This window comes from Flagellimonas sp. CMM7, assembly GCF_021390195.1.
GTDB lineage: Bacteria > Bacteroidota > Bacteroidia > Flavobacteriales > Flavobacteriaceae > Flagellimonas.
This window is the reverse complement of the sequence record NZ_CP090003.1, coordinates 2068935-2086500: the sequence shown is the minus strand read 5'-3', so window position 1 is coordinate 2086500 and position 17566 is coordinate 2068935. Positions and strand designations below refer to the sequence as shown.

General features: G+C 38.1%; 13 protein-coding genes and 1 tRNA gene. 7 read left to right on the top strand and 7 right to left on the bottom strand.

The window, feature by feature from the left end; translation table 11 throughout:
- The first annotated feature begins 123 nt into the window (after positions 1-123).
- Together LV704_RS09515 and LV704_RS09510 are read left to right on the top strand one after the other, a co-directional pair.
- A complete protein-coding gene (locus tag LV704_RS09515) occupies positions 124-1104 on the top strand; it encodes a helix-turn-helix transcriptional regulator (RefSeq protein WP_163420608.1) in 981 nt (326 codons plus the stop codon).
- Positions 1105-1110: 6 nt separating this feature from the next.
- Entirely contained in the window at positions 1111-1692 is a 582-nt protein-coding gene (locus LV704_RS09510) for a dual specificity protein phosphatase family protein (protein WP_163420609.1), read from the top strand.
- 64 nt (positions 1693-1756) lie between these two features.
- Here LV704_RS09510 and LV704_RS09505 read toward each other — a convergent pair whose 3' ends face one another.
- The 4 genes from LV704_RS09505 to LV704_RS09490 all read right to left on the bottom strand — a co-directional run bounded on the left by LV704_RS09505 (position 1757) and on the right by LV704_RS09490 (position 7577).
- Positions 1757-3127, bottom strand: coding sequence for a hypothetical protein (locus tag LV704_RS09505; RefSeq protein WP_163420610.1), 1371 nt, complete (start codon positions 3125-3127; stop codon positions 1757-1759).
- A gap of 4 nt (positions 3128-3131) precedes the next feature.
- Positions 3132-5501 carry a TonB-dependent receptor gene (locus LV704_RS09500; protein WP_163420611.1) on the bottom strand — a complete coding sequence of 790 codons (2370 nt, stop codon included), beginning with the start codon at positions 5499-5501 and terminating at the stop codon, positions 3132-3134.
- 112 nt (positions 5502-5613) lie between these two features.
- On the bottom strand, positions 5614-7287 hold the full coding sequence (locus LV704_RS09495) for a PepSY domain-containing protein (protein ID WP_163420612.1): 1674 nt from the start codon (positions 7285-7287) through the stop codon (positions 5614-5616).
- An 8-nt stretch (positions 7288-7295) separates the two neighbouring features.
- Entirely contained in the window at positions 7296-7577 is a 282-nt protein-coding gene (locus tag LV704_RS09490) for a hypothetical protein (protein ID WP_163420613.1), read from the bottom strand.
- A 441-nt stretch (positions 7578-8018) separates the two neighbouring features.
- Here LV704_RS09490 and LV704_RS09485 point away from each other — a divergent pair, with 441 nt between their 5' ends.
- Together LV704_RS09485 and LV704_RS09480 are read left to right on the top strand one after the other, a co-directional pair.
- Positions 8019-8453 carry a Fur family transcriptional regulator gene (locus LV704_RS09485; RefSeq protein ID WP_163420614.1) on the top strand — a complete coding sequence of 145 codons (435 nt, stop codon included), beginning with the start codon at positions 8019-8021 and terminating at the stop codon, positions 8451-8453.
- 402 nt (positions 8454-8855) lie between these two features.
- Positions 8856-10073: a site-specific integrase gene (locus LV704_RS09480; RefSeq protein ID WP_163420615.1), complete on the top strand. Its 1218-nt coding sequence runs from the start codon at positions 8856-8858 to the stop codon at positions 10071-10073.
- Between the two features lie 773 nt (positions 10074-10846).
- Here LV704_RS09480 and LV704_RS09475 read toward each other — a convergent pair.
- The 3 genes from LV704_RS09475 to LV704_RS09465 all read right to left on the bottom strand — a co-directional run bounded on the left by LV704_RS09475 (position 10847) and on the right by LV704_RS09465 (position 14863).
- Complete coding sequence (locus tag LV704_RS09475) at positions 10847-13372, bottom strand: hypothetical protein (protein WP_163420616.1); 2526 nt, start codon at positions 13370-13372, stop codon at positions 10847-10849.
- Positions 13373-13932: 560 nt separating this feature from the next.
- Positions 13933-14009 (bottom strand) — tRNA-Ala (locus LV704_RS09470).
- 59 nt (positions 14010-14068) lie between these two features.
- Positions 14069-14863 carry a universal stress protein gene (locus LV704_RS09465; protein WP_163420617.1) on the bottom strand — a complete coding sequence of 265 codons (795 nt, stop codon included), beginning with the start codon at positions 14861-14863 and terminating at the stop codon, positions 14069-14071.
- 53 nt (positions 14864-14916) lie between these two features.
- Here LV704_RS09465 and LV704_RS09460 point away from each other — a divergent pair, with 53 nt between their 5' ends.
- The 3 genes from LV704_RS09460 to LV704_RS09450 are packed head-to-tail and all read left to right on the top strand — an operon-like array spanning position 14917 to position 17565.
- Entirely contained in the window at positions 14917-15417 is a 501-nt protein-coding gene (locus LV704_RS09460; RefSeq protein WP_163420618.1) for a GNAT family N-acetyltransferase, read from the top strand.
- Positions 15418-15429: 12 nt separating this feature from the next.
- On the top strand, positions 15430-16764 hold the full coding sequence (locus LV704_RS09455; RefSeq protein ID WP_163420619.1) for an MATE family efflux transporter: 1335 nt from the start codon (positions 15430-15432) through the stop codon (positions 16762-16764).
- A 33-nt stretch (positions 16765-16797) separates the two neighbouring features.
- On the top strand, positions 16798-17565 hold the full coding sequence (locus tag LV704_RS09450) for an enoyl-CoA hydratase/isomerase family protein (protein WP_163420620.1): 768 nt from the start codon (positions 16798-16800) through the stop codon (positions 17563-17565).
- The last annotated feature ends 1 nt before the right edge of the window (position 17566 follow it).

Here is a 17566-nt window from a genome sequence, read left to right as displayed (position 1 = left end):
TTAAGTTGGCTGTTATTATTTAGATTAATTATAAATAACTAAATTTAAAGCGTAAAAATACTTTTGCGCTTGTAAATAGTGACTACGCGAAACGGAATAAAACCTACGTAAAACGGAATAATAATGGGGGTGAAATTATACTTAAAGGACTTAGAGGAAATTATTTTTGAGACTGGCCAGCAACAATACCATATAGACAATGCCGGTACTAGTGAGTTTAAGTTCACGTTCGACTATGAAAAGTTCAATGGTTGGTACAAGGAAATAGCGCTTGACAATTTTAAAATTAGTTATGGAAGTGGACGTTTTGCGGAGAAGACCACAATTTTTTTTGAGTTTGACGAAGAAACGGTAGAGATGCACTTTGCCATTAAGGGAAACTCTTCTACATCAATGGATACTTTAGATGGAGGTTTTTTGATTGGTCCAAACAGTCATAACATATTTTACGGGAACGATTTTCGTGGTAAAATTGAATGGAATTCAAAGGAAATGTTCTTCTTAGAAATCAATCTAAAACCAGTATTCTTTGAGCAATACCTTCCTACCAATGGGCAATTTGATTTTTTCAAAAAATTAATACAAAATAAAGAACTAGGAACCATAAGTTCTCATAACCACCCCATAACACCCCAAATGTTCCAAATCATCAATGATATTATCAACTGTCATTGGAAAAATGAATATCGTAGGCTTTTTTTGGAATCCAAGGTGATGGAACTTTTGCTTTTACAGTTAGATCAAATGCAACAATGTGAATATTGTTTCTCAAATTCTGATACATCCAGAACAATGATTGATAAAATGCATTTGGCCCGTGATATTATCATTGGAAAATTAAACGACCCTATTAGTCTACCTGATCTGGCTAGAATGGTAAGTACTAATGAGTGTACACTTAAAAAAGAGTTCAAAAATATTTATGGTAAGACAGTATTTGGTTATATCCGTGATGCTAAAATGCAAAAAGCTAAAAACCTGTTGTTGCACAACAATTTATCCGTAACTGAAATTTCTGAAATGGTTGGTTATAAAAATCCACAACATTTTAGCTCCGCTTTTAAAAAGCAATTCGGTGTTGTGCCAAGTTCCATAAAAAGCTAATACCTGATGTATATCAAAAGTAACTTAATAATAGTCTGTATTATCACCTTGATTCTTGCGCGCCCAGTAAGCTTTGGTCAAGACAAAGCCCAAGATTTTAAGTTACATAAAATACAATCGAAACATTTCAAAAGATTGTATGCCCTTAATGATTCGGTGTTCCGCTCAGAACAACCTAGCAAAAAGGGTTTTAGGAAATTGGAATCTCTTGGTGTAAAAACAGCCATAACCTTCCGTAGAAACAAAGATGACTCCAAGAAAGCAAAGGGCTCCGGGCTACAATTGACGCACATTCCTTTAAAGACTTCTGAACTTACCGAGGCTGATTTGATAACATCATTGAGGGCTATAAACTCAGCAGAAAAGCCTGTGCTGGTACATTGTTGGCATGGCTCAGATAGAACAGGAGCCATAATGGCCGCATATCGTGTGGTTTTTGAAAATTGGTCAAAAGAAGATGCCATTTCTGAGTTACGGCGCCCTGAACTTAGGTATCATGAAAATTGGTATCCTAATGTTATTGACCTCATTTCAAATCTTGATAAAGAAGGGGTAAAGGAAAAATTGGGGCTTTTGAAGTTTAAATAAAAAGCCCCAATCCAATTTAACGATTGGGGCTTGGTAAGCTAGACTAACTCCTAAAACTAAACTCTTATTCTTGTAATATAAATAGGTGTGTGGTCACACCACCAGCTGATACATTATAGATGTTACTACTACTATTTGTAGCTGGGTCAAATTCATAATATCCATTTACTGCTTGTGTAGGATTAAAAACTTGAAAATAGAACTTTCCATTTGCCTTGTATGAAAAAGGATACGTAAAGCCTGCTGTGGAAGTAATATCCGCAATGGTCTCAGCAGTTTGCGCATTCAAATCAATTCTGGTCCATTTCATATTTGGGCTGTTGGTAACCAAACCAACCAACTCATTGAACTGTGCATCAGTTATCATTCCTGTAGCAAGTAAGCCTAAAAGTTCATTTACCCTGGGAACATCTGCTTCAGCAGTCATTGCAGCATATGCGATACCGTTAGCATCATAAATAGAACCTGTACAGAGTTGGGCCACTGAGTTTTGAAACCCTAAAGCGTCTACTGGATTAAAAGCATAATCTGTATCAAAATCGGTACTTCCGGCAGGAATCTTTAAAAATTGAGGTCTTGAACTGGGTGGAGCCGTTGGGCCAAATTGAAAGTCAAGACTGTATTGTCCTTGTGTAAGCAAGAAAATATTGCCTTGTTCATCAACAAGCGGATTTTCCATTCCGCGAGTCAAAGGATATGTCGCTCCATTGAATACCGCTGTTTTTTCCCAAGAAAGGGTGTTGAGATTCACCACCTCAACAAATATATCAGTGCCCTCGTAAAATTGGGGCGTCACAGGTGAATTAGAGGTCAAAGGAAGGAATACTCTATTGTCCTGTGGTCTATGAATGATGTGGAAATACGAATTCGCCTGACTATCTCCTAGGTCTTTGGGGGCAAAGGCCTCAGGCATTTGTATTTCTTGTATAAACTGCATAGTCGTAGGATTGAAAAGGAAAAGACTTTGGGTGTCAAATATGGTATATACCCCTAGATCATCACTTAGAATCAAGACCTGGCTAAGATTTGCGCTTAAGGGAATGGCTCCAGCTCTTACTATCTTATTGGTTTCTTCATCAACGGCATACCTGTTCAATTCTAGATTTTCGGTGTCCAAAGAAGGTCCAAAAGCGAGAAATTTATAAATGGTATTCGGAAAATAACGACTAAAGGAGCTGGAAGTATTCGTAGTCAAATCGATAGCTCCTGAGGGTAAATCCGAAGAATAATCCGTGAAATATGAAAAGGATGTGGGTGTACTTAAGATTGAGGAGGCCACAAAACCACTTTTGGCATAGGGTAAATCTGCAATGGTCTGTTCTGCTCCTGCAACCGTTTCAACAACTACTTGGGTTACCACCTCTTCAGGTTCACAGGACAAAATCAAAAGTGCAATCGTCAAAAGGCCAAAAAAATGTTTAAAATTCGTTTTCATATCATTAAAAATTGGAAATCTCATAAATCAGTTTAAAGTTGAAGTTGCGCCCCGGTCTCGGAATGCTAAAATTGTCGAATAAGTCTTCATCTGTGATGTTGACCACATTGAATGCAGCTGTAATTTTTTTGTCGAGGAAACTCAGGGAAACGCCGGCATCAAATCGGTCTTGCTCAGGGACAAAGGCGTCTGGTGTAGTTTCTAAGGTTTCGCCGTCAGAAACAGGGCGAATATTGAATACATCCACATGGGTGTACAATCCATAAAGCCGAACATCTACACCTGAATTGAAGATATCCTCCGTTTGCCACGATAGTTCTGTGTTGTAGAAGAACCGGGGTGTATTTGGCAATTGAGAACCCACAGAGTCATCTGTTGCCGTATCGACTGCAAATCGTTCTATGGTTTTGTCAACGAAACTGACATTGGTGTTCCAATTGAAGTTTTTAAGGAAATTGAACTGTAATTCCGTTTCAAAACCTTGTGAATCTATGTCGCCTATGTTTGCGTTCTGTTGTCTTGCGGCATTGGCATCAATAAAGATGAAGTTCCGTTGCTTTCTTAGGAATCCGTTCGCTGTTAACCCTAATCGATAATTCTCGTTATAACGCTTATTGTATCGAAACCCAAGATTAAAATTGTCACTTTCCTCTGGTTGTAGTTCTCCATTGGGAGCCACATTCAATCCATCACCAGCAAACTGTACAATCTCAGGAATTAAAAAGCCACGTTCATAAGAACCTCTTACCGAAAATACATCGGTGAGCTTGTATTGAATACTACCATTCCAACCCAAAAACCCTTCTGTACTTTCAATAGCAACCCTATTGAGATTACTAAAACCAACCAATTTATAGGTATAGTATTTTAAGGCTGCGGAAAATTCAAGGTTTTCATTGAATAAGGTATTATCATATTGCAAGCCCGAAATATTCTTGGTGATTTTCTGTTCTGGGGCTACTCCAAATTGTGTGGGGTCATCAATATCGAAGTCTTTGAGTTCTTGGTCTTGATGTGCCAAAAGATTGCTAAAGATCAAATTGCTGTTTTCAGACACTTGAAGGTTCAAGGTCAATCGATTTACAAGGCTTTTTGTGGTAGTTTCTGTGAGTGCGGGGCTTCCGTCTTCAAATTCCCCTCTTCGCCCATTGGTATCGATGATATCTCCTAACCAGTTGTAGGTGTTTGATGTGGTATCCACAAACTTTGTAAATAGGTCACTGTAGTTGGATATGGTCTTCAATTTCAATTTATCCTTAATCAACGTTTTATCATACTTGGCAACTATGGCTACATTTTCACGTTCACCTATTGCTTCACCTATGGCGACATTGGAAATAGGGCTAACATTATTCTGAAATTCACGGAAAGTATCAAAGTAGTTGAAGGCAATCTCAGCGTGATCCGTCCATTTTTTGTTATACGTACCCAATGTGGCGGTACTATACTGTAAGCGATAGAGATCGTGGAACCGTCTTATGTTCAAAGGTTCTTCTAAATCCACAGGTTGCCCGTTATCTGGATTCAATACACGAATGGGAGCTTTGAAGGTATAGTCATTGTCAGAATAATTGGCTCCGGCAGTAACTTTTACAAAACTCTCTTTGCCATCAGTTAAGGTTACGCTAAAATCTCCAAGGTGGGTGTTGAATGAGCCAGCACTGTACGATGCTCGTAGCCTATTTACCGTATTTTCTTCTGTAATGATATTGATTCCACCTCCGAGGGCATCCGAAGAAATGTCCACAGGAAGTACACCCTTGAAAACATCCACTCGTCGTATTCCCGTTAATGGCAATGTGGCAATATCGGTTCCTGGAAACAAAAACTCTATGGGTACTCCGTCAACAAATGTCCTCACAGCCGTTCCATTTAGTCCATTGATGGAAACGTCGGCACCGTCTCCCAAAGAACCAGAACGACGGATACGAACACCTGCAATTTTGTCCACGGCATCGGCTAGAATATTAGTTTGTGAAACCACATCGGCCAATTCAAAACTACCAATGGTGATAGCCCTTTCTTCCTGTTTGGTGGAAGATTTTTTACCCTCGACAATGACATCGTCCAAGGCTTGAACATCTTCTATTAGGGTAAAATCCAATGTTAAATCACCATTTACAGAAATAGCTTGGGTTTTGGTGGCAAAACCAATAGAACTTACGGTAATTGTGTAGTCTCCGCTACGGACGTTTTTGATTTGGTAGATACCATTTTCATTAGCAACGGCGTATTTATTGTTTCTGTCAAGATTTATGGTGGCATAAGCTAGAGGCTCCCCATTTTCGCTTTTTACGATTCCAGAAATATTGTATCTGTTTTGGGCTAAGATTGCTGTTGGAATCAGCAATAAGAAAAATAGTATTTTCTTCATTTTATGGTTGGTTCTACTTTTTAGGTGAGCAAATCTAATGCTTTATTTTTATTTAGACTTATTATAAATAAAGTATTTGATGAAGTCATGATTATACTTAATTGGGGATTCTCTACTTAGACTTAATGGCGTTTTGTAGTACTGGTGCAGGCTTTTCTTTTGCTAACTTACGGGCTTGTACATCTATAATTTCCCTTTCGACGATTTCCGCTTTGTCAACTTTTGAAGGACGGTTCAAATAATATCGGTTAATCAATAATCCAGATACTCCGATAATCAACCAAGTGAAGTCCACGCTGAAAACATAGTACTGTTTATTTACAAGGGAGTTCCATATCCAGTCTCCTGTGATTACCCCATTGACAATGGGAATAAGAAGCCCAAAAATACTGCCAAGAACGATATAGTTTCTATTCAATTTGCGGTAATCGTTCCAAAACAACCCAAGGATTGTAAGAATCAACCAACTAATAAAGAAAATTGAGTTTACAATGGGTACTCTTCCTTCCATTGCCAACAGAACTAGCTTATTGGCAATGAATATCAACGCTAGGGCAGGGAACATGGAAAGGGTAATCGCCAAATAGAATTTAGTAACTCTATGGTGAAACCTTCTTTGCTTGTCCGTATAGTTAGGTTTATCCCGAGCAGTGCGCCATATCATTATTCCACTGATTATGATATAGCAGGTAATCATTGCCAAAAGGAAGTAGATTATTTTAAGGAAAATCCCTCCGTAGGTCGCATAATGAAGTTTAATCAACACACCATATGCCCCTTTAGCATATGATCTTGTCTCAGGTTCAATGGCCTCTTTTAATTGCCCATCATTATAGCCATATACAAATATACCCTCACCTCCAATGCTCTTATAATCATTTACACGTACTCCTATTGTGCCATCTTCTTTACCATAATTTGTTGCGTAAATATAGGTGAGGTTGTTTTCTGGGTAAGCAGCACTTACTTTGTCGTAGATGCTGTTGAAAGTAACGCCATCGTCAATCGCTTCTGCATTTTCATCATATTTTATTCCTGCATCTGGTCTTGCTGCCTTAACAACCTCTGTAGTATCTCCATTGTACATCAAAATGGCACTTGGTGCCAACAGCAATATAGAAAGCCCAAGCAATGCACCGGTTACGGCATAAATTACTTGAAAAGGCAACGTGATTAATCCTAGTGAAATATGTCCGTTGGTCCAAATCTGTTTCCATTTCCCTTTCGTGGTAAAGGCGTAAAATTTATTAACGATGTTTTTCCAGTGTGTCAAAACTCCGGTAATGACCGCAAACAAGAAGAAAAAAGCAACAAATCCAGATAGATAAAGTCCAACCACAGGAATCTGATGGAAATAGTGCAGCTCATAAATGGTCCGTGCCATATGGGTGCTAGGCTCATCGCCGATGGATATTACATCGTAGGTATTGGGATTAAGTATGGCAGTGAAGAACGTCAACTTACCTTCCTCCGTTTTATCCCTTCCATATAAAGTCACCAATGGATTGGCCTCAGTTGGAGGAGCAATACCAAAAGTCAGGCTTTTGTCAAAATTTTCTGCGTTTTCATTGACTATGCTGATTACCTTATCATAATCGACTGTAGCAGGATCAACATGCTCTATTCGGGCTGCGGGATTCTCCCATTGATATAATTCATCCATGAAAAGAGCTACTGCGCCAGCATAAAAGCATACAAATAGCGCAAAACTGATTACAATACCCGATACAGTATGGGTATGGAACATTGCATTGTATAATCTAGGTTTGAGGGCCTTGAGTTTCATAGTCGGTTTTATTTATTCAGAAAGATTATGGCACCAAAGATTAAGGTCAATAGGAGGTATATTCCCCATACTTTCCAGCCATTCTTAGCTAAAAAAGCTATGACCAACAATGCGGCCCAAAGAAAAAAGGAGGTGTAAGCAGTGGTAATAATCAGGGCACCTTTTTGTTCGAGTAAACTTCCAAGGGCATTATGAAAAAAGATGGTTACAAAGAACCCCCCGAGAATGCCTGCGGTAATTTTTAGAATTCTTTGGCCGGGACTTGATAGGTGTTTTTGGTTGGCAGGCATTTACAGAATATTTTCAATTACTATTACGATTAAACTTAGTATGGCAAGGAAATAAGCATATTTCTTATGCAGTGGTAGTAACATAATGGTAAGACACAGGCTCAAAAGCAAAGTGATTAAAAAAGTGAGCAGGCCAGTTGCTAATCCCAATTGAAACGACAATAAAATTGCTGATGAGATGAAAAGTAGATATGCAATAAGCCTTGCTGCCAAGGGCTTCTCATTAGCTTTTTTCTTGATGCTATTTAGTTGTTCTGGAAAGTGTTTTGACTTTGCATAAAGCAGAAAACAACCGAGAAAAATTAAAACGATACCCACTATTACCTTTATTTGAAAAAACAAACATAGATATTATTTTTAATAAATCTAAATAAATATAAGTATATTGCAATGGTTAATCTAAAGAACGAATTGGCTTAACATTTACTTAAAAAATCTCGTATGGCCTGTGTTAGTAGTTTTAAAATAATCAAAGGAATATTTACTTCCTTTCTTGAAGAAAACGGACACCGTAAAACACCTGAACGGTATGCCATTCTAGAAGAAATTTATAATACCGATGAGCATCTCAACATAGATACTTTGTATGATTTAATGAAAAGTAAAAATTATAGGGTAAGTCGAGCTACCTTATATAATACCATGGATATTTTATTGGAATCGCGTTTGGTTCGAAAACATCAATTTGGGGATAAAGTTGCCCATTTTGAAAAATCCTTTTTTGATGGTAAGCATGACCATATTATTTTGACGGATACAGGTGAAATATTGGAATTTGCAGATCCTAGGATACAAGAAATAAAACAGACCATTGAAGAGACTTTTGGGGTTAGTATTGATGAGCACTCTCTTTATTTTTATGGTGTTCGGAATTAAGTATACACAGATTATAGGATAACTTTGTTTGCTAAAAAGTTGAAGTTGGCAGCATCTAAAAATTAGATAAAAAACACAACAGCTTGATCGATTTTAATTCTATTTATGTTAAATTTTACTTGATTTTAAAGAAAATTTCAAAAGTGTGCATAAACTGTGCATTCTGAAAAAACAAAAAGACCCTCACATCTGTGAAGGCCTATGTTTATTAAGTGGAGAATACCGGATTCGAACCGGTGACCTCTTGCCTGCCAGAAAGAGGATTTATATATTTCCTAGCTTTATATTATTTCATAATTCATTTATTTTCAGTTATTTAATTCAATTAGTTGTGATTTAAAATCAAATGAAACCAACTATTTGCGTGCAAATTGCGTGCAAATTTTTTTATCTTTGATTGAGATGAATACTAATATAAAACTTTCTTTAGATACCCGCAGGAAGAAAAAAGATGCTTCCTATCCTATCATTTTACGATTGACACATTTTCGTAAAACCACCTCGATAAGTTTAGGGCAATCTGTTAGCAAAGAATATTGGGACGCTAAAAACGAAAAAATAAAAAGAGCTTTCAAAGGCACTTCGTCAGTTAGCAAATTGAATAATCTGCTTTTGAAAGAAAAAACCAGGGCTGTAGATATAATCAATGACCTACATGAAAAGGACGAACTCGACTTTTTATCAATTCTACAACTCAAAAATAAAATTGTAAAAACCTCCTCTTTTAAATCGTTTATTGAATATGGCAAATACATTATAGATGATTTAAAAAAGGCGGAACGTTTTGGAAACGCAAATACTTATTATGCGGTAATCAAGGTATTAGAAAAATTTACTGAAGGGAATGATATCAAGTTCAACGAAGTCAATTATGACTTTCTTAAAAGATTTGAGAATTGGCATTATTCACGGGGAAACTCCGTAAACGCTCTTTCCACTTATATGAGGACGATTAAGGCAATTTTCAATAAGGCCATTAAATCAGATGTGGTTACTAGAGATGCTTATCCTTTTACCCATTACAGAATTAAAACCACTCCAACAGAAAAAAGAGCTCTTGATGCTGATAGTATTAAATCCATAATGCTTTTAAAGCTGAAAGAATCGGATAGCTTGTTTCACTATAGAAACTATTTTCTGGCTTCTTATATGTTATATGGAATCTCATTTATGGATTTGGCTTTTCTGAAAGTTCAAAATATTGTTGATAATCGTCTTAAGTTCCAGAGAAGAAAAACTTCTAAACCTTATGATATAGGTGTTACTCCTCAACTAAAAGAAATACTTTCATTTTATCTTAGCAACAAGGACAAATCTGACTTTATCTTTCCCATAATCAAAAGAGGAATTTTTGAACTTCAGTACAAAGATGTTTTATGGGCAAGAAAAAGATATAACAAAGGACTGAAAGAGATTGCGGTCAAATGTAATATAGAGAAACGGTTAACATCTTATGTATCCCGTCACAGTTTTGCCACCCAAGCTATGTTGCAAGATGTACCGCTACAGGCAATTTCCTCAATGCTTGGCCACAATAGATTATCCACGACCCAAGTTTATTTGAAATCATTGCCCAGCGAAATTTTAGATGATTACAATAAAAAGCTTGTTGAATTATAGGTTGTTTTTACTTGTCCCATTTCTTACCTCTAAACTTTGCGCATGGATCCTGTCGGGTTTTTATAGTGTTCAGATAGATAAGCGTAAAACAAAAACACGATAGGGCGCATTCTGCTTTTTGATTTGCCAAAGGTGTACCGAACAATGACCGAAAGGGAGTTGGGGGTATAGCGAGAGGGTAGCACGGCAAGCCGGTGCTACGTTATCCAATTTCCGGCCATAAGACCAATAAAATCACTACTTTTTACAGATTACTTCTCTTAATGAAATTTCCATTTTTTACTGTAAAAACTCTGGAATATCCTAAAAACACTGAAAAAGTTTACAGTAAAAACCTAAAAGTCATGAACTGAGAAATGGCATCTTTTGGTCAGCCCAAATGAATAGGCTAACTAGCATTTTCCATTGGTCATTTTTTGGGAATTGGGTCAAATCCTCTCGAAAGCCCTTTAAACATCAGAAAAGTTGACCCATTTTTACTTTGAAATGGAATCTTTGCCTCGCTCAGCAGGTTTGTTTTGGCAAGATTGGGGGCTTGCAGCGTGAAACTTCGTTTCACTCGCTTTTTCATTTTACTATTCTAAGCAACCGCCTAATGCGTAGTTTTCTTTTGCAACCTCTGGGCGCAAAAGCAAGATGTTTTTGTGGTAACAAAGACACATCTTGAATTTAGTTTTACATCGGGTAAACATCTTGATTATATAAGAATAAAGTTTTGTAAAAAAAGAATCGTTTTTCTGAATTAATCTCTTCATTTGAAAGAAAAATTCTTCTTAATTTCGTTTTACCCGATATGTAATTCTTCTATTGGTTATAACAGTGTTTGGGCAGCCAGACCTGATTGTATTGTCCGTAACCGCAACGGTTATTGATTGTCCTGTAGGGGATACAACATTTGGAATACCGTTGGCATCCACACTTCCACTCAATTGATTATTTGCATTCAAATGTATACTGCTAAAATTACCAGAGGCTTCTATAGCATCCGGGCATCCATCACCGTCACTATCAACATCAAAAGCGTTAAAAATACCATCACCATCCGTATCTAGTGTACAAGGAATAAAATAACTTCCATTGATGTCCAATTGATAATCAACACCATTACAACTGCCAAAATTATTTACCCCTGCCGTTGTTTGCCCCAGAATAGTAATCCCTGGGACACCGCCGCCAATATCAATTACCGTAATCGTTGTAGAAATAGGAGCAAGTAGGGGGTCGAGAGTTGCACTGCATTGTACACCAGTACGTACGTTACCGGTATTAAATTCACCCGAGTTGATGTTTAATGAAAAGTTCTCAGTGGTTCCGTTCAAATCTCCTGTGGCAACAATATTGGAAATGGTAAGTGCAGCACCTATAGGCACTCCGGTTGCAGAAAGATCTACAGTCTGCGTAGAAGTTCCTCCAGTCTGAGGAATATTGAAAACAGGGGTCGTTATAGCAACGGTTCCAGCGCTTGTTGGGCACTCATCCGTATCCAAGACACCATCATTATCATCATCTAAATCCACATCGTTGGTAAAACCATCCCCATCCTGATCTGCGGATACTAGTACATCCCTAAAATCCAAGTCACCTCCGGTAAGAACATCTCCATCGGTATCTGTTAAAATTACAGGCCCTGCAATAGGGTTGTCTATCGTCCCTCCAGGGTCGGAATAATCGGAAGAAGTATCCACGGCGTCATCCAAGCCATCGCCATCCGAATCGCTTCCAGATAAAGAAAGGCCTGCTTCTGCAGTATCTAAAGCGTCTGCATTATCACTATCGGTATCTTTAAAATCCACAGCATCACTTCCATCGGAGTTTACTGGGCTAAGGCCTTGCCCAGCACCTGGTGATGACTCATAGGCATCATCCAATCCATTACCATCGCTATCAATGTTAGAAGGAGCTACATACGATGTACTGGCCTGTGCCTCTACATTATCCGGTATTCCATCTCCATCTGAATCCAAATCCAGATAATCTGGTAAAGAATCCCCATCAGTGTCCGAGGTACCTTCAACGGTGTCGATTATACCATCATTATCATCATCAATATCGTCATTGTTATCAAATCCATCATCATCCGTATCTGGCGCACAGGTGTCAAAAAAGACTACCTGCTGCGAAAAATTAAATCCTTGGGTCGCTCCGCAACTTAAGCTTAAATTATCAAAAACGACATCAGTAGTTCCCGTAACGGTATCGGGATTTGTGATTCTGCGAATTGTTGTACTCCCAGAGCGCGAGTAATATAAAAAACCATCTGGCCCCAATTGCACTCCAGAGTATGCAACGGTTGCATCTACCAATGATGAAGAATTGCTTCCTATAACGTGGACCCATAAAGGATCGAACCACCCTATGGATTGATTATCATTTCTAACCCCCACAAAATTTTGATGTGCGTAGAACAATCGGCTTCCGTCAGGTGAAAATTCTACACTATATCCAGTAACTGTATTTAATGAGGTTGTTCTCGGAACATTAGTCCATGGACCAACAGCTCCGGTTACCGAATTGAAATTAGCATAAAAGATACCTCCATTGATTGTATTTCCGCCTCCTTCAATGGCTATGGCTATTCTATTGCTCTGTTGTGAGAATCTGATGGTAGCACGTTCCCCTCTTCTGGGAAGATTTATAGGTAAAGGAATTGTAATGTCTGGATTGTTTGTTCTTGCTACGGTGAGAGGGTTTGTATCGTCTACAAGCCATAGGCCCAAAGTTGCAGCACAATTTGTTACACACGATCCAACAGTATTGGAAATACTGGCAATCCAAGCCCCACAGTCATTACCAGTTGCAACCCCTGAAACTGCCTCTGTTGTGCTGGTGTTCAAAATGTTATTACTACTAACAACCGTTTTGGAAGGGATATCTACAATGGAAAAGTAAACGGTTCCTTGTCTATCCTCATCCCTTCCATCTCCATGCAATATGTATACTTGGTCAAAATTAGAACCAGGCACTGGCATAACCGTTGCCATTTGGGTACGCGTGGCGTTGGTATTGATGGTGTTTCCGTTCGTATATAAGACGCCATTACTATCACGCACCGCACCATTGTCAACATAAAAAACAAGTTGTCCTGAATCTGGGTCCGACCATACGGAAGTGGCCTCAAAAGCTCCGTCTGAAGGAAGTGTGCATGTAATGGTAGGCGGGGACGTCCGAAAATCCATTAGATATCCGTTTCCGTTCCACCAATGGTCATCAAAAGTTTGTGAATAGGAAACCAATCCAACCAACATCAAAAACAATAATATAACTATGTCTCTTTTATGCCCAATAAACAAATTATACATAATCCTTTCTGTATGTTACTGGATGAAAGTAATTATAGCCCTCATTCTAACAAAAAGAATGTTGTGAATCTACCTATCTCATTGGTAATCTACTATTTTCATGTGTTGAACAGAAATTTGGTTATGGAAAAATGATTACTAACAAAAAAGTTGCTTGCACAGATTTTCGGAAATTCTTCAGATACTTTTAGCCCGGTAATTCCAGGTTCAACTATCACTTTTTGGAGTAGTAAAGAGAAAGAGAATATTGGATGATCAAAAATACCAGGCTCACCCAGTTGACCCAGCTACCTCACAGCTTCATAAAACTACAGCTTCACTTGGAAGCACTGAAGAAACGGGTGTCATCAATTATTTTGACACTATCCCTACAAGTGTCTAAGTTAAAAGCAACAGGAGTTAGACCTATTTTGAACCTCATTTAATGAATTAGTAAGAACCTAGGGCTATTGAATCTAATCAAGTTATATCAAATTTAATTTGAGCAGTATTTTGCGTGCAAATTGAGTGCAAATAAAAAAGCTCCAAAAGTCTAAGCCCCTTGAAGCCTTTATGTTTACTGGTGGAGAATACCGGAGTCGAACCGGTGACCTCTTGCCTGCCAGGCAAGCGCTCTAGCCAACTGAGCTAATCCCCCAAGCGTGCGCAAAGGAAAGACTTTTTAATATAGTTTCAAAATTGAGATGTATCCCTTTACTACTTTTTAACGCTAAGCACCAATACCGGGATTGTAACAAAAAACTCGGCTTTAGGAACTGTATTTTTTTCCCATAGTTTCTTAAAGAATCCACGCTTTCTTCTGAATACGCAAAGCATCTCAGGTTGTTGTTTTTGAAAGTGCTCCAAGACTCCAAGATAGGTGGTTGCATGTTCTGTAATGGTCAACTGTTGGCTAAGGTCTAAAAGTGCTGTATTTACTTGAAGGTCTTCCTCAGAATATCCCGGTCTTTTTACCAAAAGAAGCGTAATGTTGGACCTAAATTTATCTTTAATGGCAACCAGCGGATTTAGGATTCTGTTCCTCTTAAGAATTCCCGAGCCAAAGGCTGTCATGATATTGTTTAAGGGCTTAAACACCGTTCCTTTAGGAACTATCAAAGTAGCAATGTTAGTCTGCTTCACTATTCTACCAGTGGTGTTTCCCAAATAAAGCTCCTCCTCTATCGCATTACTCCTAGGAGCAATAATCATCAAATCTATGCCAAGCTCTTTATCAATTTCTTTAAGGCCATCTACAATGTCGCCATTGTATGTAGCGATTTTTATTTCAACACCATTTGTGTTAACCGTTTCAATAACTTCCTTCAAGTGCTCCTTACTACTTTTAGCCACTTTCTCTTTAACATTGGCAAGACTTCCTGTTCCTGATGTAACGGAAAATACATCCATTACAAAAACTTGCGCTCCAAAATTTGCAGCAAAGTCAATGGCATATTGAAGTGTGTCAGCAGAATTAGGAGAAGTTCCTATGGGTACCAGTATATTATTCATTGTATGGTGGTTATGATTATACCTTAAATTTACAATTTAATTGAAATGAATCCATGATAAGACATGCAAAGATATCTGAAATAAAGGATATACTGAACATTACCAAGGCTTGTGCCATTAAAATGAGTGATAACGGAATTTTTCAATGGAACGACAATTACCCTTCAGAAAGTACTTTTTTAAATGATTTGGAAAGAAATGAACTTTATGTAAAAGAAAGTAATGGAAAGGTAATTGGCACTATCGTTATCTCAACATATATGGATGAAGAATATGTCCCAATCCAATGGCTTACACCAAACGGAAACAGTATTTACATACATCGTCTGGGTGTAGACCCCATATATCAGGGCAAGGGGTATGCCCAAGAATTGATGGATTTTGGTGAAGCGTATTCCAAATCCAATGGCTTTGTGTCAGTACGGTTAGATACTTTTTCACAGAACAAAAGGAATCAAAGGTTCTACGAGCAAAGAGGCTATCAAAAATTGGACGATATCTTCTTTCCAAAACAAAGTGTACATCCTTTTCATTGTTATGAATTAGTACTGTAACTTGCGCTGACTTTGAGAACAGAAGTCAATTTTAAGACAATAAACCACCTTGCCGTTCCTGCAACCATTTCTGGTATTGCAGAGCCCATACTATCTATAACGGATACAGCTATTGTAGGCAATATTCCTATTGATGGTTTGGAATCTTTGGCAGCGGCGGGAATCGTAGGTTCCTTTTTGTCCATGCTCATTTGGGTATTAGGTCAAACCCGAAGTTCCATTTCCGCCATAATTTCACAATATCTAGGTGCTGGAAAACTAGAAGAGGTTAAAAATCTACCCGCACAGGCTATCTTTTTTAATATCCTTTTGAGCATCTTCTTACTGCTCTCAACCATCTTTATCGTAGAAGAAATTTTTAGTTTGTTTGAAGCTACCGGGAAGATATTGGAATATTGCATATCCTATTATTCCATTAGAGTATGGGGATTTCCACTTACCCTTTTCACTTTTGCCGTCTTTGGAATCTTTAGAGGTTTGCAGAATACGTATTATCCAATGATTATTGCCCTAATTGGGGCTGTACTCAATATTATTTTGGATTTTATTTTTGTTTACGGTATAGAAGGTCTCATCCCTGCAATGTATTTAGAGGGAGCCGCTTGGGCCAGCCTAATCTCTCAGGCTATTATGGCCATTTTGGTCTTCATCATGTTGCTCAAAAAAACAGAGATAAGCTTAAAATTGGTTTTTCCTTTAAACAAAGAAATAAAGAGACTGGTCATAATGAGTTTAAATTTATTCGTTAGGGCATTGGCACTTAATGCCGCCTTGATCATTGCCGTTCGCGAGGCAACTGCTCTTGGTGACAGATACATAGGTGCCCATACCATTGCCATAAACCTATGGTTGTTTGCCGCCTTTTTTATTGACGGATATGGTGCTGCTGGAAATAGTATGGGAGGAAAATTATTAGGAGCCAAAGACTACAAAGGCCTTTGGAAACTATCCAAAAAAATCATCACTTACGGTTTGCTCATAAGTCTTATCCTAATGATTTTCGGATTTGTTTTTTACAAACCTATTGGGCACATTTTTTCAAATGAAGCTATTGTTCTGGAAACTTTTTATGGAATCTTCTTTATCGTAATTATTGGCTTACCAATGAACACTTTAGCATTCGTTTTTGATGGCCTCTTTAAAGGATTGGGAGAAATGAAATACCTAAGAAATGTCTTGTTGACCGCTACTTTTCTAGGGTTTATTCCCGCGTTATATTTAGGTAAGTATTTAGGCTGGGGGTTTAATGCCATTTGGATAGCATTTGTGGTTTGGATGTTGATACGTGGCTTGGCCTTGGTCTGGAAGTTTCGAAGAAAATTTAAGCCCTTGGTCCAAAACAGTTAATTTAGTATCCGGAAGAACTAAGAATCTACAATAATGTCCACAGATAGAGCCAACGGAAGTCTTTACACCAAAATTGAAAACCGCATAGCAACAATTGAATTTGGCCATCCGGCTAGCAATTCTTTTGTATCAGAATTGTTGGAGCGCCTTACCAAAGAACTCGACAAGCTTTCAAAAAGTGATGAAGTTTCCATAATTCTTTTAAAATCTGAAGGAGAACGTGCTTTCTGTGCAGGGGCATCTTTTGATGAGTTGGTGGCCATTTCTAATCTTGAAGAAGGAAAAGCTTTTTTTAGTGGTTTTGCCAACGTCATCAATGCCATGAGAATATGCACAAAACCTATCATTGGAAGAATACAGGGCAAAGCAGTTGGCGGCGGGGTTGGCTTGGCCTCCGCTTGTGACTATGTGTATGCCACGGAAGCAGCTTCCATTAAACTTTCTGAAATTTCTATTGGTATTGCACCTTTGGTCATTGCGCCAGCTGTAGAAAGAAAAATTGGAAAAGCGGGATTGGCAGAGTTATCCCTATCTCCAACAGAATGGAAAAATGCATATTGGGCCAAGGAAAAAGGGCTGTTCTCTAAGGTATTTGATTCTATAGCTGAAATGGACAAAGAATTGGAATTTCACACTAAAAAACTAGCTTCCTATAACCCAGAGGCTTTAGCCCAGATGAAACGTGCACTATGGGAGGGCACAGAACATTGGAGCAAATTACTATTGGACCGGGCAGAACAATCTGGTAAACTGGCATTATCGTCAGCAACAAAAGCGGCTTTGGAAAAATTCAAAAAATAAC